Raw genomic sequence first — 22,278 nt, forward strand, 5'->3', positions numbered from 1 at the left:
GCTCAGCCGCCGGAGACGCCCACCACGAGCCAGATGAAGGCGACGCCCGCCACCGTGCACAGCAGGGTGGAGCGGGCCGGGTGCGTGTGGTGGGCCTCCGGGAGGATCTCGGCGGCGGCGAGGTAGAGCAGGGCGCCGCCGAAGAAGCCGAGATAGCTGCCGAGCAGTTCCTCCGGAAGGGTGAACAGCAGGGTGGAGGCGGCGCCGACGAGCGGGGCGACGGCGTCGGCGACGAGCATCGTGAGGGCCTTGCGGCGGGCGTTCCCGTAGAGGCTCGTGATCGTGTACGTGTTGAAGCCGTCGGCGAAGTCGTGGGTGATGACGGCGAGGGCGACGGTGGCGCCCATGCCGCCGCCGACCTGGAAGGCGGCGCCGAGCGCGATGCCGTCCATGAGGCTGTGGAGGACCATCGCGGCGGCTGCCGTCAGGCCGACCTGGGGAACCCTCTCGTCGGCGCCGACGCCGTGCGCCGCACGGCGGACGGCGAGGAGCCGCTCGACGACGTGGGCGAAGAGGAAGCCGCCGACGAAGAGCAGCAGGGCCTCCGGGACGCCGAAGACCTCCTTCCCCGCGGCCTGGAGGGCCTCCGGCAGCAGGTCGAGTCCGACGACGCCGAGCATGAGTCCGCCGGAGAGGCCGAGGACGAGGTGGCGGCGGTCGGTGACGCGCTGCGCGACCCAGCCGCCGAACAGCGTCATGAGGAACGCGCCGAGCGCGACGACTACAGCCATGGGCCTTTGCTATCGGATGGGGCGGCGTCCGCGCACCTCGGCGTCGGGGCCCGGTCGGGCGTGCCGGTGGACGAGGTCCTCGCGCTCGTCGGCGCGGTCCTGCGGGAGGCGGGCCTGACGCGCGCCGGGGTCGGCTCGCTGGCCACGCTGGACGCGCGGGCGGCGGAGCCGGGGATCGTGGCGGCCGCGGCGGCGCTCGGGGTGCCGGTGCGCGCCTTCACGGCCGGGGAGCTGGCGACCGTACCCGTACCGCATCCTTCGGCGCTGCCGCTGGCCGCGACGGGCACGGCGTCCGTGGCGGAGGCGGCGGCCATGCTGGCGGCGGGAGCGGGCGGGGAGCCGGGCGTTCTGGTCGTGCCGAAGCGGAAATCCCGGTACGTAACGTGCGCTCTCGCTGCTTCCGTCCCGGTTCGTCCGAACGAAGAGGCTCCAGGCGTACGGTTGTTGCCCCGGACTCACGGGTACATCGCTGGCGAGCCTGGCTCACCCCCCACCATCCCCACCCCCCACACGACGGCGGCCATGGACACGCACACGCATACCGACGCCCACGACCTGCGCCACCACGGTGACGCCGAGGTCAGGGACGAGAAACTCATCGATCTGGCGGTCAACGTCCGGACGAACACCCCGCCGGACTGGCTGCGGAAGCGGATCGCCGACTCGCTGACCGGTCTCGCGGCCTATCCCGACGACCGGGCCGCGCGGGCGGCGGTCGCCGAGCGGCACGACCTGCCGTCGAACCGGGTGCTCCTGACGGCCGGCGCGGCGGAGGCGTTCGTGCTGCTCGCGCGGGCGCTGCCGGTGCGGCGGCCGGTGGTGGTGCACCCCCAGTTCACCGAGCCGGAGGCGGCGCTGCGGGACGCCGGGCACGAGGTGGGCCGGGTGCTGCTCCGCGAGGAGGACGGTTTCCGGCTGGATCCGGCGGCGGTGCCGGAGGACGCGGACCTGGTCGTGATCGGGAACCCCACGAACCCGACGTCCGTGCTGCATCCGGCCGCCTCGATCGCCGCGCTGGCCCGCCCGGGGCGGATCCTGGTGGTGGACGAGGCGTTCATGGACGCGGTGCCGGGCGAGCGGGAGTCGCTGGCCGGGCGGACCGACGTGCCGGGGCTCGTGGTGCTGCGGAGCCTCACCAAGACCTGGGGGCTCGCCGGGCTGCGGATCGGGTACGTGCTCGCCGAGCCGGAGACGGTCGCGGCCCTGGAGCGGGCGCAGCCGCTGTGGCCGGTGTCGACGCCGGCGCTCGTGGCGGCCGAGGCGTGCATGTCGCGGGCGGCGCTCGCGGAGGCGGAGCACGCGGCGCACCGGATCGGGGTGGAGCGGGCCCATCTGCTGGCCGGGCTCGCCGAGTTCGACGAGGTGCGGACGGTCGCGGGGGCGGAGGGTCCCTTCGTGCTGCTGCGGATCGACGGGGCGGACGTGGTGCGGGAGCGGCTGAGGTCGCTCGGGTTCGCGGCCCGCCGGGGCGACACGTTCCCGGGGCTCGACCGGAACTGGCTGCGGCTCGCGGTCCGGGACCGGGTGACGACGAACCGTTTCCTGCAGGCGCTCGACCAGGCGCTGCTGATCGGCGGCTGAGCCGCCCGGCTCCGAGGCGTACGCGGAAGGGTCCGGGGAGGGCGGTGTCGTCACCGCCGCCCTCCCCGGACCCTCGCTTCCCTCCCGGCGCCCCCGGCGCTTCCCCCTCGGGCCGTCAGCCGCGGGAGCGGCCGCGCGAGCGGGTCACGACGAGGGCGCCGCCGCCGGCGACGAGGAGCGCGAGCGCTCCGATCGCGATGTACGGGGTGGTGGAGCTGCCGCCGGTCTCGGCGAGGTTCTCGGTGGGCGTCGTGCCGCCGTTGTCGGTCTTGATCCCGCCGGCGTCGCTCGGCTCGACCGAGGGCTGCTGGGTGGGCTGCTCACCGGGGCGCTCGGTCGGCTTCTCGGTGGGCCGCTGGGTGGGCTTCTCGGTGGGCTTCTCCGTGGGGGCGGTGCCCTTGGGGGTCTCGCAGGTGGCCTCGGCGAGGGTCACCGTGCCGTTGACCTTGGCGACTCCGAGGTCCAGCGGGTTGACCGCCACGTTGAGTTCGAGCGCGGTGGCCGCGGCGGTGCGGGAGGTCGTGGACGTACGGGAGAGGTCCAGGGTGACCTCGCCGACGCCGGGCACGCTGACCTGGGTGCGGCCGCCTGCGGACAGGGTGGTCTTCTTGCCGAACACGGTGACGTGGCCGAGGACGTTGGACTCGGCGACCGGCTTCTTCCCCACCTCGCACAGCGCCCTGGACGTGACTTTCTCGACCTCGATCAGGGAGAGCAGCGGGATGCCGGGGACGTGCACCCGGGCCTTGACGAGGTTGACGTGCCCCTCGGCCTTCTTCTCGTCCACGGTCGCGTCCGCGGTGGCGACGTCGGCCTTGAGGATGTCGACGGGCTCCCCGCCCTCGGCTCCCTGCACCTTCACGGAGAGCGCGGTCTCGTTCTCGCTCGCGGGGGCCTTGACCTCGTTGAGGGAGACCCGGACCGGCACGTTCACGGTCTTGCCGAGCAGGGAGACGTCGAGGCCGGTCCGGAGCACGACGGCGGTGGCACGCCCTTCACCGCCCGTGGCGTGCGCCGCCGGGGCCGCGAGGAGCACGGGGCCGACGGCCAGGGCGGCGACGGTCGCGGCGGCGGCGGAACGGCGTACGGGCATGCGGAAGGTGTTGCTGTTCAAGATGGTGGAACCCCCACAGGAGACATGGCGTCGCCGGCCGCTCACCACGGGGACGGTGGGTCGGCGCGGCCTCGGCGACTTGAGACACCGGAATCTTTACGCACGGAGAGTGAACCGGCGGTCGCCTGACGTGAGTTCACTCCAAAGGGGGGTTTCCGTGTTCATTTTCGATTTTTCTCGACACAACCGTTCCCGGTTGTCCCGCGTGTTTCGTACGGGGAGGTGTGCACGGAATCGGTGAGAACGATCCGCGGACCTCCCGGGTCACGGATCGTCAACCCGGTGCGCTCAGGTCGCGCGCCGGTAACCGAGCGCGTGTCCTCGGTGACCCGCTCGGCCCCCGTCACCGTGAACGTGAGTCCTTGCCGCGCATCAGCCTGAGTACCGCGCCCTGCCGGCCGTGGCCCACCGGGAACCCCTCCCCCGCACTCCTGTAGATTAATTTAGGCCAGCCTAACCTAAGCGGGGATGGCGGCATGTGTACGGTCGGACATGGACGGGATCGGGGTCTCCGTGAGCATCGAGGTCTACCGGGACGCCTGGGGCGTCCCCCATCTGCGCGCCGCGGACCCGGACGAACTCGCCTTCGCCCAGGGGCGGGTCACCGCCCGCGACCGCGCCTGGCAGCTGGAGGTCGAGCGGCACCGGGCGCAGGGCACCACCGCCGCCTTCCTCGGCGCCGCCGAGCTCGGCTGGGACACCTTCGTCCGGCGCGCCCGGCTCGCCGACACCGCCCGTCGCTGCTTCGCGCACCTCACGGAGACCGACCCGGCGACGGCGGCGTGGGTGTCCGCGTACGTGGACGGGGTCAACGACGGCCTCGCCGAAGGCGCGGGCCACGCGCCCGAGTTCGCGGAGACCGGACTCACGCCCGGCCGCTGGGAGCCGTGGACCCCGCTCGCCGTCTGGCTCTCGACCCACATCCTCTTCGCCGGCTTCCCCACCAAGCTGTGGCGGGACGAGGTCGCCCGCCGGCTCGGCGAGGAGTGGACGGAGCTCTTCGCGACCGACGGGCCCGGCACCGCCGGCTCCAACGGCTGGGTCGTGGCGGGCGCGCGGACCGCGAGCGGAGCGGCCCTGGTGGCCGGCGACCCGCACCGGTTCATCGAGGCGCCGGGCGTCTACCAGCAGATCCGGCTCGCCTGCCCCGCGTACGACGTGGTCGGCCTGGCCGTGCCCGGCGTCCCCGGACTCGCCCACTTCGGCCACACCGGGCCGGTGGCCTGGGCGATCACCAACGCGATGGCGGACTACCAGGACCTCTACCGGGAGCGGCTGCGGCGCCTCCCCGACGGCACCGTCGAGGCCCTCGGCCCGGACGGCTGGGCCCCGGCCGCCGCGCACCCGGAGACCATCGAGGTCGCGGACGGGGAGCCGGTGGTGATCGAGGTGGTCGAGACGGCCCGGGGGCCGGTCATCATCGGCGTGGACGACGAGCCCGGGGACAGCTCCTCCCCCTGGGAGGCCCTCGCCCTGCGCCACCCGCCGCGGGTCACCGGCGAGCTCGGCTTCGGGGCACTGCCCGCGCTGCTGCGCGCCCGGACCGTCGCCGACGTGGACACGGCCCTCGACGGCTGGGTCGAGCCCGTGAACGTCGTGCAGGCCGCCGACACCCGGGGCGGCCTCCTGCACCGGGTCGCCGGCCACGTGCCCGTACGGGACCGGGCCAACTCGCTGCGGATCGTGCCCGCCTGGGACCCGGCGCACGCCTGGGCCGACGCCCCGGCCCCGCTGCCGCGCGCCGAGGTGCGCGGCCACGCCGTGATGGCCAACGCCCGGGGCCTGGCCGCGCCCCTGGGCGTCGAGTTCGCCCCGCCGCACCGGGCGGCCCGGATCGAGGAGCTGCTGGACGCCTCGGCGGCCTGGACGCCGGAGACGACCGCCGCGATCCACTCGGACACCGACAACCCCTCGGCGACCCGCCTCCTGGAGGCGGTACGCCGCGCGGACGCGCCCCTCTCCCCCGGCGGCACCCGGGCCCGGGAGCGGCTGCTCGGCTGGGACCGGCGGATGGACGCGGAGAGCGCCGACGCCGGGCTCTACGCCGCCGTGCGCGGGGCCGTCGTGCGCCGCCTCGCCGCGCACGAGGCCTTCGCGCCGCTGCGCGAACCCGCCCCGTACCCCGAGCTCTTCCGGCCCTGGCTCGCGCTCGGGCCGCGCGTCGCCTTCGCCCTGGAGACGCTGCTCGTGGCCGGGCCCGTGCCCGCCGGGGACGTCGGCCGGATCGTGGGCGAGGCGCTCGACGAGGTCGGCGCCGGCGAGCCGCCGGCCGCCTGGGGCGTGACGCACCGGCTCGCGCCCTGGCAGGCGCTGCCCGACCCGGACGACGACCGGTGGCCGGGGCTCGGCGGAGACCACGACTGCGTGCTCTCCACGTCCAGCGTGCCCGGGTGGACCGACCGCAGCGCCCGCGCCTCGGCCGCCCGCTACGTCTGGGACCTCGCCGACCGGGAGCGGAGCCGCTGGATCGTGCCGTTCGGCGCGTCCGGCGTCCCCGGCGACCCGCACCACCACGACCAACTCCCCCTGTGGCTGAGGGGCGAGCTCGCCCCCGTCACCACCGACTGGCAGAACCTCACCAAGGAGCAGGGATGACCACCGCCGTACACGTCCAGACCGTCGAGGGCTTCGGAACCGTCACGGTCCGGCCCGTCGACCCCGACGGCGACGCCCCGCTCCTGCACGGCTGGGTCAACGAGGAGCGGGCCCGCTTCTGGGGCATGGTCGGGACCACCCTCGAACAGGTCCGGGAGATCTACGCGCACCTCGACTCGCTGACCACGCACCACGGATACCTGGTCAGCCGGGACGGGGAGCCGGTCGCCCTCTTCCAGACGTACGACCCCGACGCGGACCGGGTCAGCGAGTGCTACGAGGTGCTGCCTGGCGACATCGGCGTGCACCTGTTCGTCGCGCCGGGCCTCGCCCCCGAGCCCGGCTTCACCGGCCGGCTGCTCACCGCGCTCGTCGACTTCTCGCTGAAGGACCGCACCAGGATCGTGATCGAGCCCGACGCGGCCAACGAGAAGGCGATCGCCCGCATGGTGCGGGCCGGTTTCGTGCTCGGCCCGGAGGTCGTGCTCCCCGAGGTGGACCTGCCGGACGTCTTCATCCCGGAGAAGCGGGCCCGGCTGGCCTTCCTGAGCCGCTGACCGGGCCGACCGCCGACCGGGCCGCGCCGACGGGGGACCTCTGCGGGTCGTGACCCCGCCGGCAGTCCCCCGGCGGTGCTCAGCCCACGACCCGGCCGTTGACGACGACCCGGCGCGGTGCCGCGAGGACGCGGACGTCCGCGCGCGGGTCCTCGCCGTAGACCACGAGATCGGCCGGGGCCCCCTCCTCCAGGGAGGGTCGGCCCAGCCAGGCCCTGGCCCCCCAGGCGGTGGCGGCGAGCGCGTCGATCGGCGGGATGCCCGCCCGGGTCAGTTCCTCGACCTCCTCGGCGACGAGTCCATGGGCGAGGGAACCGCCCGCGTCGGTGCCGACGAAGACGGGCACGCCCGCGTCGAAGGCGGCGCGGACGGTGTCGTAACGGCGCTCGTGGAGCCGGCGCATATGGGCCGACCAGCGGGGGAACTTCTCCTGACCGCCGTCGGCGAGGTGCGGGAAGGTCGCGATGTTGACGAGGGTCGGGACGATCGCGACACCGCGCTCCGCGAAGAGCGGGATCGTCTCCTCGGTGAGCCCGGTGGCGTGCTCGATGCAGTCGATGCCCGCCTCGACGAGGTCCCGGAGGGAGTCCTCGGCGAAGCAGTGCGCGGTGACGCGGGCGCCGAGCCGGTGCGCCTCCGCGATCGCCGCCTCGACCTCGGCGCGCGGCCAGCAGGCGGTGAGGTCGCCCGCCTCGCGGTCGATCCAGTCGCCGACGAGCTTGACCCAGCCGTCACCGCGGCGCGCCTCGCGGCCGACGTACGCGACGAGGTCGGCCGGCTCGATCTCGTGGGCGTAGTTGCGGATGTAGCGGCGGGTGCGGGCGATGTGCCGCCCCGCCCTGATGATCTTCGGCAGGTCCTCGCGCTCGTCGATCCAGCGGGTGTCGGAGGGCGAACCCGCGTCACGGATGAGCAGGGTGCCGGCGTCCCGGTCGGTGAGGGCCTGCTTCTCGCTGGTCGCCTCGTCGACGGGGCCGTGCCGGTCGAGGCCGACGTGGCAGTGCGCGTCGACGAGGCCCGGGAGCACCCAGCCCTCGACCGTCACGGCCTCGGCGGCGGGCCGCTCGAAGGTGATCCGCCCGTCGACGCACCACAGTTCGTCACGGACGTCCTCCGGGCCGACGAGCACCCGCCCCTTCACATGCAGCACCACGTGATCGCTCATACCCGCACTCTACGAGCCGTGCCGGGCGTGCGGGCGGGCGCCTGGTTCACGGGCGCCAGTCGGCCTCCAGGTCGTGCGAGTCGGTCTTGGTGAGCTGGGTGAGCGCCGTGCCGTCGGCCCGGACCAGGAAGAGGTGCTCGGGGTCCGCGTCGTCGGTGCCGCCCCGGGTGAAGACCACGCGCCTGCCGTCCGGCGACCAGGAGGGGTACTTGTCGTTGGCGCGGGCCGAGGTGATGCGCTGCGTGCCGGAGCCGTCGGGCCGGATGACGTAGAGGTGTGCGAAGCCGGTGGGGTCCACCCGGCTGAAGACGATCCGGCCGGTGCGCGACCAGTCGGGCGTCCAGTCGTGGGAGCCCGCCAGGGTGATCGGCGTCTGCGTCAGGGTGGCCAGCTGGATCCGCATCAGCCTGCTGTTCCCGGACGCCGTGTCCGCGCGGCTGAACGCCAGGTTCTTGCCGTCCGGGGACCACGTCGGGTGGAACTCGTCCTGCGGGGAGTGGGTGAGCCGGGTGGCGGGGCTGCCGTCGACGTCGGCGACGTAGATCTCGCGCTGGGTGCCGACCGGCTTCGAGTAGGCGATCCGCTTGCCGTCCGGGGACCACGCGGGGTCGGAGGCGCCCTTGGTGCCGGGCACGGGCTTCAGGTCGCCGCCCGCGCTCTTCATCGTCCAGATGCCGTCGATCGCCCCGCCGGAGCCGTAGCGGAGGAACGCCACCCGCTTGCCGTCCGGGGACCAGCTGGGCATCACCTCGCTGACGGCGGGGGTGTGGGTGAGCCTGACGGGCAGGCCGCCGGCCGGGGCGATCGCGTACAGGTCCTCGACGGGCGCCGCCGCGTCGTAGCGGGCGAAGACGATCGGGCGGGCCGCGGACGCCCACGCCGTGCCGGTCGCTCCCGCGTCCCCCGAGGCGACGAGGGTCAGCGGTGCGGCGACGGCGAGCGCCGCGGCGGCGGCGACGGCCGCGCGGCGCGACCTCGTTCCGCGCGTCCCGTCGTTCCCGCGCGTTCTTCCGCTCTCGGCGTCTCTCCCGCTCTCGCCGTTCCTTCTGTTCTCGAACATGGTGTCCACCCCGGTTCCTCCCGGCGGCCTCCTGCGGCGCCGCTCCGGCCGCAACATCCCACCGCCGGGGCTCCGGGGGAAGCACCCCGGGCCCGCGGTACGAGCCCTGTGACATGTTCCGCACACGATCGTGACGGCGCGTCGCCTCCCCGGGCCGCGCCCTCGGCCGGCGGGCCGTACGCGCCCGCCGGGCGGCGGCCGGAACGCTTAGGCTGGCACGAGTCGCGTCCCGATGTATGCGACACGTATTCGACCGCGAAGAAGGAACCCCCGTGACCGTGACACATCCGCTGCTGGACCTGGCCCCGCTGACCGCCGCGCACTTCGCGTCGATCGAGCGCCGGGTCGCCGCGCTGCTCTCCACCGAGCAGGACGTGGTGATCACCCAGGGCGAGGCGCTGCTGCCCCTGGAGGGGTGCATCCGCAGCGGGGCGCGGGCCGGTTCGACCGCGCTGAACGTCGTCACCGGCCCGTACGGGCAGACCTTCGGGAACTGGCTGCGGGACTGCGGGGCGACCGTGGTCGACCTGGAGGTCCCGTTCCACGCGGCGGTGACGGCGGAGCAGGTGGAGCGGGCGCTCGCCGAGCACCCGGAGATCGACTTCGTGTCGCTCGTGCACGCGGAGGCGGCGACCGGGAACACCAACCCGGTGGCGGAGATCGGCGAGGTCGTGCGGGCGCACGGCGCGCTGTTCTACCTGGACGCGGTCGCGTCGATCGGTGCCGAGCCGGTGCTGCCGGACGCCTGGGGCGTGGACATGTGCATCATCGGCGCGCAGAAGGCGATGGGCGGCCCCGCGGGCGTGTCGGCGGTGTCGGTGAGCGCACGGGCCTGGGAGCGGTTCGCCGCCAACCCGGCCGCGCCGCGCCGCTCGTACCTCTCCCTCCTCGACTGGAAGGAGCGCTGGATCGACGGCGGCCGGAAGGCGCTCCTGCACGCTCCGGCACAGCTGGAGATGCTGGCCCTGGAGGCCTGCGTGGACCGGATCGAGGCCGAGGGCCTGGACGCGCTGATGGCCCGGCACGCCTCGGCGGCGGCCGCGACCCGCGCGGGCGCGGTGGCCCTGGGCGGCGGCCTGGAGCCGTACGTGTACGAGGCGAAGGACGCGGCGCCGGTGGCGACGACGCTGCGCGTGCCCGCGGGTCTCGACGCCTCGGAGCTGGTGGCGAAGGCCCTCGCCGCCGATCCGTCGCTGCCGCTGATCGCGGGCGGCGGGGCGCTGGCCAAGGAGATGATCCGGGTCAACCACTACGGGGTGGACGCCACCCCGGGGGCCGTGCAGTCCTCGCTCGCCGCCCTGGGCGCGGCGCTCGGCGAGTCGGGCCGGACGGTGGACCTGGAGGCGGCGCGCCGGGCGGTCACGGAGGCCTGGTAGCCCGTACGGGAAGGGGCGGGGGGTCCGGACCTCCCGCCCCTTTCGCGCACCCGGGTTCAGAGCGCGGGGTAGTCGATGTAGCCCTCGGGGCCGCCGGCGTACATGGTGGCGGGGTCCGGGGTGGCGTAGGGGCCGTCGGTCTTCAGGCGGGCGGGCAGGTCGGGGTTGGCGATGAACTGCCTGCCGTACGCGACGAGGTCGGTGACGCCGTCCTCGATCAGGGCGAGGGACTCGGCTCCGGTCGGGGCGTCGCCGGTGGAGGGGTTGAGGATGAAGGTGCCGGCGAAACGCTTGCGCAGGTCGAGGACGAGCGGACGGCGCTCGGGGCCGGTCTCCAGGACGTGGAGGTAGGCGATGCCGACGGGCTCGATCGCGGTGAGGAGCCGGGTGTAGATCTCCTCGGTGTCGGTCTCGCTGATGTCGTTGAGGGTGTTGGCCGGGGAGATGCGCAGGCCGGTGCGCTCGGGGCCGATCTCGGCGGCGACGGCCTTGACGACCTCGACGGCGAAGCGGATGCGGTTCTCGACGGAGCCGCCCCACTCGTCGGTGCGGTGGTTGGAGCCGGAGGCGAGGAACTGCTGGATCAGGTAGCCGTTGGCGCCGTGGATCTCGACGCCGTCGAAGCCGGCCTCGACGGCGTTGCGGGCGGCGGAGGCGAAGCCGGCGACGGCCTCGTGCACCTGGTCGCCGGTGAGCTCGCGCGGGGCGACGTAGGTCTTGGGGCCCTCGTGGGTGTAGACCTGGCCGGCGGCGGCGATCGGCGAGGGGCCGACGGGGTGGAGGTCGCCGTCGAGGATGTCGGGGTGGCCGATCCGGCCTGAGTGCATGAGCTGGGCGAAGATCCGGCCGCCGCGCTCGTGGACGGCGGTGGTGACCTCGCGCCAGGCGGCGATCTGCTCGCGGCTGTGGAGGCCGGGGGTGTTGGGGTAGCCCTGGCCCTCGGGGACCGGCTGGACGCCCTCGCTGATGATCAGTCCCGCGGATGCGCGCTGGGCGTAGTACTCGGCGACGATCGCCGGAGGGGTGCCGTCCTGGCCGTTGGCGCGGCTGCGGGTCATGGGGGCCATCGCGATGCGGTTCGCGAGGCGGGTTCCGGCGAGGTCGATGGGGTCGAATGCAGTGGTCACGGCTGTCCCTCACATGAATATGTGGTCGGCCAACTAATTGGGCCGCTGCCACTGTAACCCATTCATTGGCCGACCAAGGTAATCTTGTGGGGAGAGCCGTCCCGAGGAGCCCCCATGTCAGGAACCGACCCCGTCTGTACCGCCCCGTCCGCCGGGCCGCACCCCTCCGCCGCGTGCACCGGCACCGTCAGCCACACGCTGGCGTGGGTCGCGCGGCTCCACCGGATCGCCATGGGCCGGCGGCTGCGCGACCTCGGCCTCTACCCGGGCCAGGAGCTGATGATGATGCGCCTGTGGGACTGCGGGGCGGTCCGCCAGTCGGAGCTCATCCAGTCGCTGGGCCTGGACCCCTCCACGGTGACGAAGATGCTCCAGCGCATGGAGCAGTGCGGCTACGTCCGCCGCAGCCCGGACCCGGCCGACCGGCGCGCGGTCCTGGTCGAGGCGACGGACGAGGGCCTCGCCCTGCGCGCCGGCGTCGAGGGGGCCTGGAAGGGCCTGGAGGAGAGCACCCTGACCGGGCTCGCCCCGGCCGACACGGCGGAACTCGCCCGCCTGCTCGGCCTCGTGGGCGAGAACCTGGCGAAGGAGGCGGGCGAGGAGGGCGAGGTGGGCGCCGTCTGCTGACGGCCGCCCGGACCGGGGCCGCTCCCGCCCGGACGTCTGGACCTGGCCTCCCCCGCCCGACGCCCGACCGGGCGCCCGGACCTGGCCGCTCCCGCCCGACACCGGACCGGGCGCCCGCCCGGACCTGGCCTCCCCCGCCCGACACCGGACCGGGCCGCCCCTCCGTCTGCCGTACCGCCCCGCCCGCCGGGTCGCGGTGGCGGTCAGCCCGCCAGGACCTCCAGGGCGCGGTCCACGTCCGCCGCCGTGTTGTACAGGTGGAAGGACGCCCGCAGGTTGCCCGCGCGGGCCGACAGCAGGACGCCCGCCTCGCGCAGGGCGTCCGCCCGGTCGCCGAGGCCGGGGACGGCGACGACCGTCGAGTCGTCCATGACCGGCGCGTGCCCGAGGGCGAGCAGCCCGGAGCGGAAGCGTGCCGCGAGCCCCTTGTCGTGGGCCTCGATCCGCTCGATGCCGATCTCCTCCAGGAGGGCGAGCGAACGGGCCGCCCCGTGGTACGACAGGAAGGCCGCCGGCTCGTCGAACCGGCGGGCGGAGCGGGCCAGTTCCCTGACCGGACCGTAACTGTTGACCCACATCTCCTCACCCGTCACCCAGCCCGCGTGGATCGCGAGGAGCGAGTCCTGCGCCTCCTCCGTGACCGTGAGGAAGGACGCCCCGCGCGGGCAGAGAAGGTACTTGTAGCCGCCGGCGACCGTGTAGTCCCACTCCCCCGCGTTCAGCGGCAGCCAGCCCGCCGACTGGGTGGCGTCCAGGAGGGTGCGCGCGCCGTGGGCGGCCGCCGCCCCCCGTACCGCCGCGAAGTCCGCCGTGCGGCCGTCCGCCGACTGCACGGCGGAGAACGCGACGAGCGCGGTCCCGGGCCGGACGGACTCCGCGAGCCGCTCCAGCGGCTCGAAGCGGATCTTGAGGTCGCCGCGGATCGTGAAGGGTGTGATGACGGAGGAGAACTCGCCCTCGGGGAAGAGGACCTCGGACCCGGCGGGCAGCGACTGGGCGATCATCCCGCAGTGGACCGCGACCGAGCTGCCGACGGCGACCCGCTCGGCGGAGACACCGGCGATCCGGCCGAAGGCGGCGCGGGCCTCGTCCACGATGTCGAAGTCGCCGGCGCCGCCGGGGCGGCCGTCGGCGGTCTCCTCGGCGAGGAGGGTGACGGCCTCGACGGTCCGGCGGGGCAGCAGTCCGCACGCGGAGGTGTTCAGATAGGTCTGCTTGGGCGCGAACTCGGCGCCGCCGAGCGGCTGATCAAGGGATTCCATGTCCCCACCCTGGATTCCCCACGATCACCCGTCAATGGCGATTCGACCGTGGGGACACCCAAGACACGCTTATCTCCGCAGGTCAGAGGCTCAGGCCTGCGGGACCTCGCAGGCGCCGTCCGGGCCGCAGACCTCCGCGTCGGTGCCGACCGGCTGCAGGACCCGACCCTGCCAGGCCTGCTCCAGCGCCTGGGTGAAGACCTCGGCGGGCTGGCCGCCGGAGACGCCGTAGCGGCGGTCGAGGACGAAGAACGGCACGCCGTTGGCGCCGAGTTCGGCGGCCTCGCGCTCGTCCTCGCGCACGGCGTCGGCGTAGGCGGTCGCGTCGGCGAGGACGGTCCGGACCTCGGTCTCGTCGAGACCGGCCTCCACGCCGAGCGCCACCAGGGTCTCGGCGTCGAAGACGGAGCGCTCCTCGGCGAAGTTGGCCCGGTAGGCGAGGTCCAGGAGCTCGCTCTGGCGGCCGCGCTCCTTGGCGAGGTGCAGGAGCCGGTGGATGTCGAAGGTGTTGCCGTGGTCGCGGCCCTCGGTGCGGTAGCCGAGGCCCTCGGAGTGCGCGTTCGAGGCGACGTGCGCCTCCATGGCGCGGGCCTCGTCGAGGGTGCGGCCGTACTTCGTCGCGAGCATCTCCAGGACGGGCCCGGTGTCGCCCTTGGCGCGGTTCGGGTCGAGCTCGAAGGAGCGGTGCACGACCTCGACGTCGTCGCGGTGGGCGAAGGCCGCGAGCCCCTTCTCGAAGCGGGCCTTGCCGATGTAGCACCAGGGGCAGGCGATGTCGCTCCAGATCTCGACGCGCATGTGACTTCTCTCCGAGGGGTTGCCGGTGGGGTGTACGTGTGCGGGAACGTACGCGCCGGTCCGGTTCATTCCGGTTCCGGCCCCGGTGTGAGCCGGAGCACCAGGTGCCTGCCGGAGCGCGGGGTCTCCGGGTCCGGCGTCCAGCCGTGGGCCGCGTAGAAGGCCTGGGCGCGCTCGTTCCTCTCGAAGACCTCCAGGCGGACCGAGGTCACGCCGGCGGCGCGCCAGGCCGCGAGGCAGGCCGCGTGCAGCTCGCCGCCGACGCCCCGGCGCCACTGGGCGGGGGCGACGTGCAGCTGGCTGAGGAAGGCGGCGGCGCCGTCGACGCGGTGCGCGGCGACTCCGGCGATCACGCCGTCGCGCTCGGCGCAGAGCACGGCGCCGCGGCCGACGGCGTCCGCCCAGCGCTCGCGGGAGTCCGCGACCGCCTCGGGGCCGAGGAACTCGGCCGCCGGGAGGTGGCCCCGGTAGTAGGTGGCGCGGGCCTCGGCGTGGAGGGCGACGACGGCGTCGACGTCGGCGGCGGTGGCGAGTCTGATCACGCACGTTCGAACGCCGGGGCGACCGATCCGGTTCCGGACCCACCGCACGCACGCCCCCGCCCGGTTCCGGACCACCACACACGCACGGCCCCCGCCCGTTCCGGACCACCGCACGCACGGCCCCGTACGGTTCCGGACCACCGCACGCCGGGGCCTCGGATCAAGTGGCTCCGGGCCCCGGATCAGGTGGCTCCGGGCCCCGGATCAGACGGCTCCGGTGCCCGTCAGGCGGCTGAAGGTGGACCGGTAGGCGCTGGGGGTGAGCCCGGTGCGGCGCAGCAGGTGCTGGCGGAGCGAGTCGGCGGTGCCGAGGCCGCTCGCGCGGGCCACCTGGTCCATGCCGAGGGAGGTGGTCTCCAGAAGCTCCTTCGCCCGCTCGACGCGCTGGTGGAGCAGCCACTGGAGCGGGCTGACGCCGGTCTCGGCGTGGAAGCGGCGCGAGAGGGTGCGGACGGAGACACCGGCGTGCCGGGCGAGGTCGGTGAGGCCGAGGGGCTCGTCGAGGTGTTCCATCACCCACGCGCGCGTGTCGGCGAAGGAGACCCCGCGCTCGGGCGGCAGCGGGGTCTGGGTGAACTGGGTCTGGCCGCCGGGCCGGACGGGTGCGACGAGGGCGAGCCGGGCGACGGTGTTGGCGACGGCGGCGCCGTGGTCGGTGCGGATGACGTGCAGGCAGAGGTCGATGCCCGCCGCGTATCCGGAGGAGGTGAGCACGGGGCCGTCCTGGACGAAGAGGACGTCGTCCTGGAGGTCGACGGCCGGGTGCCGGGCCGCGAGCAGCGGCCGGTACGCCCAGTACGTCGTCGCCGACCGGCCGTCGAGCAGTCCGGCCTCGGCGAGCGCGAACGCGCCGGTGCAGATGGAGGCGATCCGCTTGCCCCCGTCGGCGGAGGCGCGCAGGACGTCGAGGACGCGCGGGTCGGGCTTCTCGTACGCGCCGCTGCCCGCGAGGATCACGGTGTCGGCCCCGGCGACGGCTTCGAGGCCGTGCGGGATCACCAGGTCGAGGCCGCCGGTGGTGGTGACGGGCCCGGGGTCGGGGGCGCAGATGACCGTCTCGTACCCGGGCCGGCCGTCGATCTCGACCTTGCCGAAGAGCATCTCCGGGATGGCCAGGTTGAACATCGAGACGGGCTGGGCGGCGATCACGGCGACGCGCCGGACCCGGGTGTCGACGGACATGGCCAGAACCTCCGGTCGTATGGCATTCCAGCCACTACTGTACGGCCCCGCAGGTCACGAAGCTGGGCGCATGTCCTCAACACTCGTCACCCAGGCGCCCGTTGTCCGTCCCGGCGCTCCTTCCCCCGGTCCCGCGCTCGCCGCCGCCATGCTCGGCTTCGCCCTCATCACCCTCGACACGTCCGTCGTCAACGTCGCCCTGCCCGCCATCGGCGCCGACCTGCGGGCCGGCATGACGGGCCTGCAGTGGGTGGTCGACTCGTACACGCTGGCCTTCGCCGCGCTGCTGCTCTCCAGCGGGGCCCTCGCCGACCGGGTCGGGGCGAGCCGGGCGTACGGGGCGGGGGTCGTCGTCTTCACCCTCGCCTCGGCCGCCTGCGGTCTGGCCCCCGGCCTCGCGGGGCTCCTGGCGGCCCGGACCGTGCAGGGCGCGGCGGCGGCCGTGATGCTGCCGGCCTCGCTGGCGCTCGTACGGGAGGCGTACGGCGATCCGGGGCGACGGGCGCGGGCGGTGTCGCTGTGGGCGGCGGGCGGCACGGTCGCGGTGGCGCTCGGCCCGGTCGCGGGCGGGGCCCTGACCACGGCCTGGGATTGGCGCGGGATCTTCTTCATCAACCTGCCCCTCGGGATCCTCGCGCTCGCCCTGCTGACCCGGGTGGCCCGCTCGGAGCGGAGGCCGGCCCCCCTGGACCTGCCGGGGCAGCTGACGGCGATGACGGCGCTCGGGGCCCTGACGTTCGCGGCGATCGAGGGCGGGACGGAAGCCTGGTGGGCGCTGGGGATCGCGGTGGCCGCCTTCGCCGCGTTCCTGCTGATCGAGGCGCGGCGGCGGCATCCGATGGTGCCGCTCGGGCTGTTCCGGAACCCGACGGTGGCGGTGGCGGTGGCGGCCGGTTCGGCGAACAGCGTGGCCTTCTACGGCATGGTCTTCGTGTTCGGCCTCTTCTTCCAGCAGGTGCTGGGGCTTTCGGCGCTCGGCGCGGGGCTGATGTTCCTGCCGATGACGGGGCTGCTCGCCGGGGTGAACATCCTGTCGGCGCGGGTGGCGGCGCGGTACGGGGCGCGGCTGCCGATCGTGGTGGGCCAGGTGGTCGCGGTGGCCGGACTGCTCGGCCTGCTGACCGTGGACGCGGACTCCTCGCGGGTGGCGCAGGCGCTGCTCCTCGTCCCGCTCGCGCTCGGCGCCGGTTTCTCCCTGCCGCCGCTGATCGCGGCGATGATGGAGGCCGTCCCGGCGGAGCGGGCGGGCACGGCGGCGGGTCTCCTGAACGCGATCCGGCAGACGGCGGGCGCCCTCGCGATCGCGGTCTTCGGCTCGCTCGCGGCGCAGGACATGGCGACGGCCCTGCGCACGAGCCTCCTGATCAGCGCCGGCCTGCTGACCGTGACGACACTGGCCTCGCTGCGGCTGCCGCGCCGGGGAGGCCGATAGACGCTCCTGGGGCCTGTCGTCACCTTCCCGTCCGCCCCGCGACGGGAAGGTGACGACAGGCCCTAGGCGCCCTTGCGGTACTGGCCGGGTGCCACCCCGTAGGCGCGCTTGAAGGCCTTGGCGAAGGCGAACTCCGAGGAGTAGCCGGAGCGTTCGGCGACGGCGCGGAGCGGGAGGTCGTCGGAGCGGAGGAGACGGCCCGCCGTGGTCATGCGCCACCAGGTGAGGTACGCGAGCGGCGGGCGTCCGACGAGGGCGGTGAAGCGGCGGGCGAAGGCGGCGCGGGAGAGGCCCCCGAGCGCGCCGAGCTCCTCGACCGTCCACGCCCTGGCGGGCTCGCCGTGCAGGGCCCGCAGGGCGCCCGCGACGGCCGGGTCGCTCAGTGCGGCCGACCAGCCGGTGGAGCGGTCGGCGCGCTCGGTGAGCCACCAGGTGCGCAGCAGGTACAGGAGCAGGGTGTCGAGGAGGGCGGGGACGATGGCGTCGGATCCCGGCTGGGGCTCGGCGAGTTCGGCGCCGAGCAGGTCGACGGCGGCGCGCAGCCGGGGGTGGGATCCGACCCGTGCGGGGAGGTGGACGTACGGCGGCAGGCCGGTGAGCAGGGGGTGCGCGCGGGCCCGGCTGAGCTGGTAGGCCCCGCACAGGAGCAGGGTCTCCTCGGCGCCGACGGGGCCCCGGTCGGGGCGGGTGGGCCAGGAGCCGTCGGGGGCGGGCAGGGCGTCGACGAGCGGGGTGTCGGGCCGGTCGGCGAGGCCGTGGCCGGTGCCGTGGGCGAGGAGGACGACGTCGCCGGGGCCGAGCCGGACGGGGGCGCCGTCGTCCGGGGGCAGCAGCCAGGCGGCGCCCTGGAGGACGACGTGGAATCCGGCGCCCTTGCTCGGGGGGAAGCGGAAGCCCCAGGGGGCGAAGCGGACGGTGCGGGAGGAGTGGGGGCGCCCGGTGCGCATGGCGGCGATGGCATCGCTCAGTACGTCCATGACCTGAACGGTAGCGTGCGAGACGATCGGACATGGTGGGAAGCCGAGGAGACATGGATCGTCTTCCTCACCGCTCCTAACGTCGAGGTCATGACGACAACAGGCATGACGACGAAGGCGGTTCTGTTCCACGAGCTGGGCGGCCCCGAGGTGCTGAGGGTCGAGGAGGTGCCGCTGCCGGCGCCCGGTCCCGGGGAGGTGCTCGTCCGGGTCGACGCGATCGGGCTCAACCGCGCCGAGGCGCTGTTCCGCGAGGGCACCTACTACTACCCGGCGACGCTGCCGGGTTCGCGGCTCGGCTACGAGGCGGCGGGCGTGGTCGAGGCGGTCGGCGCCGGGGTCACCGCGTACGCCCCGGGCGACCCGGTGATGGCGGCGGCCAACTTCGACTTCGGGCGGTACGGCGTGTACGCGGAGCGGGTGGTGCTCCCCGAGGAGTACGTGGTGGCCCGGCCCGACGGGGTGGACGCGGTGACGGCGGCGGCGGTGTGGCTGAGCTACTTCACCGCGTACGGCGGGATGGTGCTGACCGGCGGTCTCGGCGCGGGCGAGCACGTGGTGATCACGGGGGCGTCGAGCTCGGTGGGCACCGCCGCGATCCAGATCGCGCTGCGGGTCGGCGCGGTGCCGATCGCCACCACCCGGGGCGAGGGGAAGCGGAAGCGGCTCCTCGACGTGGGGGCCGCGCACGTGGTCGCCACGGACACCGAGGACCTGGTCGCGCACGTGCGGCGGATCACCGGCGGGGCGGGCGCGGACCTGGCCTTCGACGCGATCGGCGGGCCCGGCTTCGCCCGGCTCGGGGACGCGCTGCGGCCCGGCGGCACCGCCGTGCTGTACGGCTGGCTGGACCCGCGGCCGACGGAGCTGTCGCGGAACTGGCCGCTGACCACGCACGGGTACGCGAACGGGGCGCTGGCCAGGACCGAGGAGGGGCGCCGGCGCGCGGCCGGGTTCATCGGCTCGGGCCTGCGGGACGGCTCCCTGGCGCCGGTGATCGCCGAGACCTTCGACGGTCTGGAGCGGATCGCCGACGCCCATCGGCTGATGGAGTCGAACACGCACCTCGGGAAGATCGTGGTGCGGGTGGAGCACTGACCCCTCAGCCCCTCGGAGCCCTGGCGGCCCAGCGCCTCGGAGCCCTAGCGCCTCGGGAGCCCCAGCGGGTTGCCGTCGCGGAGTTCGGGCGGCAGGAGGTGGCCGGGGGTCGACTGGTACGTGACCGGGCGCAGCCAGCGCTCGATCGCGGTCGCGCCGACCGAGGTGGAGGTGGAGGTGGTGGCCGGGTAGGGGCCGCCGTGGTGCTGGGCGGGCGCGACGGCGACGCCGGTGGGCCAGCCGTTGACGAGGACGCGGCCGGCCAGCGGTGTGAGGGCGGCGAGCAGCGGGGCGGCGTCGGGGTCCTCGGCGGCATCCTCGGCGATGTGCAGGGTGGCGGTGAGGTTGCCCGGCAGCAGGCCGAGGACGGCGGTCACCTCCTCGCGGGTGGAGTAGCGGGCGACGACGGTGACGGGTCCGAAGCACTCCTCCAGGAGGAGGCGGTGGCCGTCGCCGGACAGTGCGGCGGCGTCGACGGCGAGGACTCCGGCGCTGACGGTGTGGGCGCCGCCCGCCCCGGGGGTGACCGGGGTGTCGACCCCGGCGAGCGCGGCGCGCTCGGCGACCCCGGCGACGAAGGCGTCCCGCATGCGGCGGTCGAGCATGACGGCCGGTTCGGTGTCGCTGACGGCGGCCGTGAGGGCGGCGAGGAAGCGGTCGCCGTCCTCTCCGCGGGGGGCGAGGACGAAGCCGGGCTTGGTGCAGAACTGGCCGGCGCCCAGGGTCAGGGACCCGGCGAGCCCGGCGCCGATCTCCCCGGCGCGCTCCGCGGCGGCGGCCTCGGTGACCACGACGGGGTTGAGGGAGCCGAGTTCGCCGTGGAAGGGGATGGGGACGGGCCGGGCGACGGCCGCGTCGAAGAGGGCCCGGCCGCCGCGGATCGAGCCGGTGAAGCCCGCCGCCGAGACGAGCGGGTGGCGGACGAGCCCGACGCCCGCGTCGAAGCCGTGGACGAGCACGACGACGTCCTCGGGGAGTCCGGTTTTGGCGGCGGCCCGGCGCAGCAGGGAGGCGCAGAGTTCGGAGGTGGCCGGGTGGTCGGGGTGGGCCTTGACGACCACGGGGCAGCCGGCCGCGAGGGCGCTCGCGGTGTCGCCGCCGGGGACGGAGAAGGCGAGCGGGAAGTTGCTCGCGGCGTAGACGGCGACGACGCCGAGCGGGATCTTCCAGCGGCGCAGGTCGGGCCGGGGCGGGGTGGCCGCGGGGTCGGGGAGGTCGATCCGGACGTCGAGGAACGAGCCGTCCTCGACGACCTCGGCGAAGGCCCGCAACTGGGCGGTGGTGCGGGCGAGTTCTCCGGTGAGGCGGACGGGGCCGAGGGCGGTCTCGGCGTCGGCCGCCTCGACGACGTGCTCGCCCGAGGCGTCGAGGAGGTCGGCGGCGGTACGGAGGAAGGCGGCCCGGACGGCGCGGTCGGCGAGGGCCTCGCGGGCGGCGTGCGCGGCCCGGACGGCGCGGTCGACCTCGTCGGATGTGGCCTCCACCGCAACCTGCTCGCGCGGCTTCCCCGTCCGGGGGTCCACACTCCACACTGGTTCTGCTGCCACCGCCACGCCCCTGTTCGCTATTCTGAACACAGTTCCCGTAGATGAACGCATCTGGACGGGACTCTATTGACGGCCCGGCCGTCTCCACAAGGGCCCGGTCCGGCCGGGCCGGCCGGTGGACGGCCGGACAACGGAAAAGGGGCGAGGGCCATGGCGACTGCCGACGCGGGTGGGGCACAGGTGAAGTCCGCCGTGCGGACCGTGGAGCTGCTCGAGTACTTCGCGGGGCGCCCCGGGATGCACTCGCTCGCCGCCGTCCAGGAGGCCGTCGGCTACCCCAAGTCCAGCCTGTACATGCTGCTGCGCACCCTGGTCGAGCTGGGCTGGGTGGAGACGGACGCGACGGGCACGCGGTACGGGATCGGGGTGCGGGCGCTGCTGGTCGGCACCTCGTACATCGACGGCGACGAGGTGGTGGCCGCCTCCCGGCCCACCCTCGACCGGCTCTCCGACGACACCACGGAGACCATCCACCTGGCGCGGCTCGACGGCACCAACGTGGTCTATCTGGCGACCCGTCAGTCCCAGCACTATCTGCGGCCGTTCACCCGGGTCGGGCGCCGGCTGCCGGCGCACTCGACCTCACTGGGCAAGGCGCTGCTCGCCACCCACAGCGACGAGCAGGTGCGCAAGCTGCTCCCGGAGACGCTCCCGGCGCTGACCGAGCACACGATCACCGACCGCGAGCAGCTCATCGAGGAGCTGCGCGTCATCCGCGAGCAGGGCTACTCCGTGGACCGCGAGGAGAACACCCTGGGGCTGCGCTGTTTCGGCGTCGCGATCCCGTACCGGACCCCGGCGCGGGACGCGATCAGCTGCTCGGTGCCGGTGGCGCGGCTCACCCCGGCCCACGAGCAGATGATCAAGGACGCGCTGTTCGACGCGCGGGACCGGCTGACGCTGGCGACCCGCCGCCTCTGAACCGCCGGGTCACGCGCGGTCGGCGAGGGCCTTCTGCCACACGGGGCTGTCGACGTAGTGGTTGTCGTACTGCTCCGAGGAGGCCTTGATCTCCTCGAAGCTCGCCTCGCCCCGCATGACGCGGCCGAGGAGGCGCAGGTAGTCGAAGCGGGCCATTCCCGGCGTGAAGACGAAGAGGACGTCGGCCTCGGCGCCGGGCGCCGCCGCGAAGGCGTGCGGGGTGTGCGGCGGGACGAGGAGGAAGTCGCCCTGCTCCAGGACGCTCAGCTCCTCGCCGACCAGGACCTGGAGCGAGCCGCCGAGCACGAAGAACATCTCCGAGGCCTTGGTGTGGAAGTGCGCCGGGGCGCCGACCGCGCCCTTCGCGAACGAGGAGCGGTAGCTGGTGAGCTGCCCGCCCGTGGTGTCGGAGTCGGCGAGGAGGGTCATCACGCTGCTCGGGTCGGCCGTGGTCTCGGCGGTGGCGGCGCGGGTGAGGAGCGGGGCGAAGGTCTCGATCTCGTTCATGATCACTACTTTAGAAGGTCATTGACCCGTCGGACAGGGGCAATTGATCATGAGAAACATGGGTCAATCCAGTCACGCG

General features: G+C 74.4%; 20 protein-coding genes. 8 read left to right on the plus strand and 12 right to left on the minus strand.

Going from position 1 to position 22,278, the window contains the following annotated elements:
* Positions 1 to 2: 2 nt before the first annotated feature.
* Positions 3 to 731: a ZIP family metal transporter gene (locus ACN9MM_RS09735; RefSeq protein WP_426363245.1), complete on the minus strand. Its 729-nt coding sequence runs from the start codon at positions 729 to 731 to the stop codon at positions 3 to 5.
* A 60-nt stretch (positions 732 to 791) separates the two neighbouring features.
* On the opposite strand from ACN9MM_RS09735, the gene cobC reads away from it, so the two are divergent.
* On the plus strand, positions 792 to 2,312 hold the full coding sequence (gene cobC / locus ACN9MM_RS09740) for an Rv2231c family pyridoxal phosphate-dependent protein CobC (RefSeq protein WP_426363246.1): 1,521 nt from the start codon (positions 792 to 794) through the stop codon (positions 2,310 to 2,312).
* A 115-nt stretch (positions 2,313 to 2,427) separates the two neighbouring features.
* On the opposite strand, the gene ACN9MM_RS09745 is transcribed toward cobC, so the two are convergent.
* Positions 2,428 to 3,426, minus strand: a complete 999-nt coding sequence (locus ACN9MM_RS09745) for an SCO1860 family LAETG-anchored protein (protein ID WP_426363247.1) — start codon at positions 3,424 to 3,426, stop codon at positions 2,428 to 2,430.
* A gap of 492 nt (positions 3,427 to 3,918) precedes the next feature.
* On the opposite strand from ACN9MM_RS09745, the gene ACN9MM_RS09750 reads away from it, so the two are divergent.
* Both ACN9MM_RS09750 and ACN9MM_RS09755 read left to right on the plus strand, forming a co-directional pair.
* Complete coding sequence (locus tag ACN9MM_RS09750) at positions 3,919 to 6,021, plus strand: penicillin acylase family protein (RefSeq protein WP_426363248.1); 2,103 nt, start codon at positions 3,919 to 3,921, stop codon at positions 6,019 to 6,021.
* Positions 6,018 to 6,578, plus strand: a complete 561-nt coding sequence (locus tag ACN9MM_RS09755) for a GNAT family N-acetyltransferase (protein ID WP_426363249.1) — start codon at positions 6,018 to 6,020, stop codon at positions 6,576 to 6,578. The genes ACN9MM_RS09750 and ACN9MM_RS09755 overlap by 4 nt, the downstream gene beginning before the upstream one ends.
* Before the next feature lie 79 nt (positions 6,579 to 6,657).
* Here ACN9MM_RS09755 and ACN9MM_RS09760 read toward each other — a convergent pair whose 3' ends face one another.
* Both ACN9MM_RS09760 and ACN9MM_RS09765 read right to left on the minus strand, forming a co-directional pair.
* A complete protein-coding gene (locus tag ACN9MM_RS09760; RefSeq protein ID WP_426363250.1) occupies positions 6,658 to 7,743 on the minus strand; it encodes an amidohydrolase family protein in 1,086 nt (361 codons plus the stop codon).
* A 46-nt stretch (positions 7,744 to 7,789) separates the two neighbouring features.
* Positions 7,790 to 8,803: a hypothetical protein gene (locus ACN9MM_RS09765; RefSeq protein ID WP_426363251.1), complete on the minus strand. Its 1,014-nt coding sequence runs from the start codon at positions 8,801 to 8,803 to the stop codon at positions 7,790 to 7,792.
* A 278-nt stretch (positions 8,804 to 9,081) separates the two neighbouring features.
* On the opposite strand from ACN9MM_RS09765, the gene ACN9MM_RS09770 reads away from it, so the two are divergent.
* Entirely contained in the window at positions 9,082 to 10,179 is a 1,098-nt protein-coding gene (locus ACN9MM_RS09770; RefSeq protein ID WP_382868188.1) for a pyridoxal-phosphate-dependent aminotransferase family protein, read from the plus strand.
* Between the two features lie 56 nt (positions 10,180 to 10,235).
* Here ACN9MM_RS09770 and ACN9MM_RS09775 read toward each other — a convergent pair whose 3' ends face one another.
* Entirely contained in the window at positions 10,236 to 11,306 is a 1,071-nt protein-coding gene (locus ACN9MM_RS09775) for an alkene reductase (RefSeq protein ID WP_426363252.1), read from the minus strand.
* A 114-nt stretch (positions 11,307 to 11,420) separates the two neighbouring features.
* Here ACN9MM_RS09775 and ACN9MM_RS09780 point away from each other — a divergent pair, with 114 nt between their 5' ends.
* Positions 11,421 to 11,933 carry a MarR family winged helix-turn-helix transcriptional regulator gene (locus ACN9MM_RS09780; RefSeq protein ID WP_426363253.1) on the plus strand — a complete coding sequence of 171 codons (513 nt, stop codon included), beginning with the start codon at positions 11,421 to 11,423 and terminating at the stop codon, positions 11,931 to 11,933.
* Positions 11,934 to 12,136: 203 nt separating this feature from the next.
* Here ACN9MM_RS09780 and ACN9MM_RS09785 read toward each other — a convergent pair whose 3' ends face one another.
* The 4 genes from ACN9MM_RS09785 to ACN9MM_RS09800 form a co-directional block, all read right to left on the minus strand.
* Positions 12,137 to 13,195: an aminotransferase class V-fold PLP-dependent enzyme gene (locus ACN9MM_RS09785; protein ID WP_426363254.1), complete on the minus strand. Its 1,059-nt coding sequence runs from the start codon at positions 13,193 to 13,195 to the stop codon at positions 12,137 to 12,139.
* A gap of 90 nt (positions 13,196 to 13,285) precedes the next feature.
* The gene (locus tag ACN9MM_RS09790) at positions 13,286 to 13,993 is read right to left on the minus strand and encodes a DsbA family oxidoreductase (RefSeq protein WP_426363255.1); all 708 of its coding nucleotides are present in this window, start codon (positions 13,991 to 13,993) and stop codon (positions 13,286 to 13,288) included.
* A 65-nt stretch (positions 13,994 to 14,058) separates the two neighbouring features.
* A complete protein-coding gene (locus ACN9MM_RS09795) occupies positions 14,059 to 14,535 on the minus strand; it encodes a GNAT family N-acetyltransferase (RefSeq protein WP_426363256.1) in 477 nt (158 codons plus the stop codon).
* A gap of 204 nt (positions 14,536 to 14,739) precedes the next feature.
* On the minus strand, positions 14,740 to 15,717 hold the full coding sequence (locus tag ACN9MM_RS09800; RefSeq protein ID WP_426363257.1) for a GlxA family transcriptional regulator: 978 nt from the start codon (positions 15,715 to 15,717) through the stop codon (positions 14,740 to 14,742).
* 70 nt (positions 15,718 to 15,787) lie between these two features.
* On the opposite strand from ACN9MM_RS09800, the gene ACN9MM_RS09805 reads away from it, so the two are divergent.
* Entirely contained in the window at positions 15,788 to 17,149 is a 1,362-nt protein-coding gene (locus ACN9MM_RS09805) for an MFS transporter (protein ID WP_426363258.1), read from the plus strand.
* Between the two features lie 62 nt (positions 17,150 to 17,211).
* On the opposite strand, the gene ACN9MM_RS09810 is transcribed toward ACN9MM_RS09805, so the two are convergent.
* Complete coding sequence (locus ACN9MM_RS09810; RefSeq protein WP_426363259.1) at positions 17,212 to 18,126, minus strand: AraC family transcriptional regulator; 915 nt, start codon at positions 18,124 to 18,126, stop codon at positions 17,212 to 17,214.
* A gap of 90 nt (positions 18,127 to 18,216) precedes the next feature.
* Between ACN9MM_RS09810 and ACN9MM_RS09815 the strand changes: the two genes are divergently transcribed.
* Positions 18,217 to 19,224, plus strand: a complete 1,008-nt coding sequence (locus ACN9MM_RS09815; RefSeq protein ID WP_426363260.1) for a zinc-dependent alcohol dehydrogenase family protein — start codon at positions 18,217 to 18,219, stop codon at positions 19,222 to 19,224.
* A gap of 44 nt (positions 19,225 to 19,268) precedes the next feature.
* Here the strand turns inward: ACN9MM_RS09815 and ACN9MM_RS09820 are convergent, their stop codons facing one another.
* Positions 19,269 to 20,771 (minus strand): aldehyde dehydrogenase (NADP(+)), encoded by a 1,503-nt coding sequence (locus ACN9MM_RS09820; RefSeq protein WP_426363261.1) that lies wholly within the window; start codon positions 20,769 to 20,771, stop codon positions 19,269 to 19,271.
* A 150-nt stretch (positions 20,772 to 20,921) separates the two neighbouring features.
* Between ACN9MM_RS09820 and ACN9MM_RS09825 the strand changes: the two genes are divergently transcribed.
* Entirely contained in the window at positions 20,922 to 21,692 is a 771-nt protein-coding gene (locus tag ACN9MM_RS09825) for an IclR family transcriptional regulator (RefSeq protein WP_382868168.1), read from the plus strand.
* A gap of 9 nt (positions 21,693 to 21,701) precedes the next feature.
* On the opposite strand, the gene ACN9MM_RS09830 is transcribed toward ACN9MM_RS09825, so the two are convergent.
* Entirely contained in the window at positions 21,702 to 22,199 is a 498-nt protein-coding gene (locus ACN9MM_RS09830) for a cupin domain-containing protein (RefSeq protein ID WP_426363262.1), read from the minus strand.
* Between the last annotated feature and the right edge of the window lie 79 nt (positions 22,200 to 22,278).

This window comes from Streptomyces sp. E-08 (assembly GCF_049913095.1).
Taxonomy (GTDB): Bacteria; Actinomycetota; Actinomycetes; order Streptomycetales; family Streptomycetaceae; genus Streptomyces.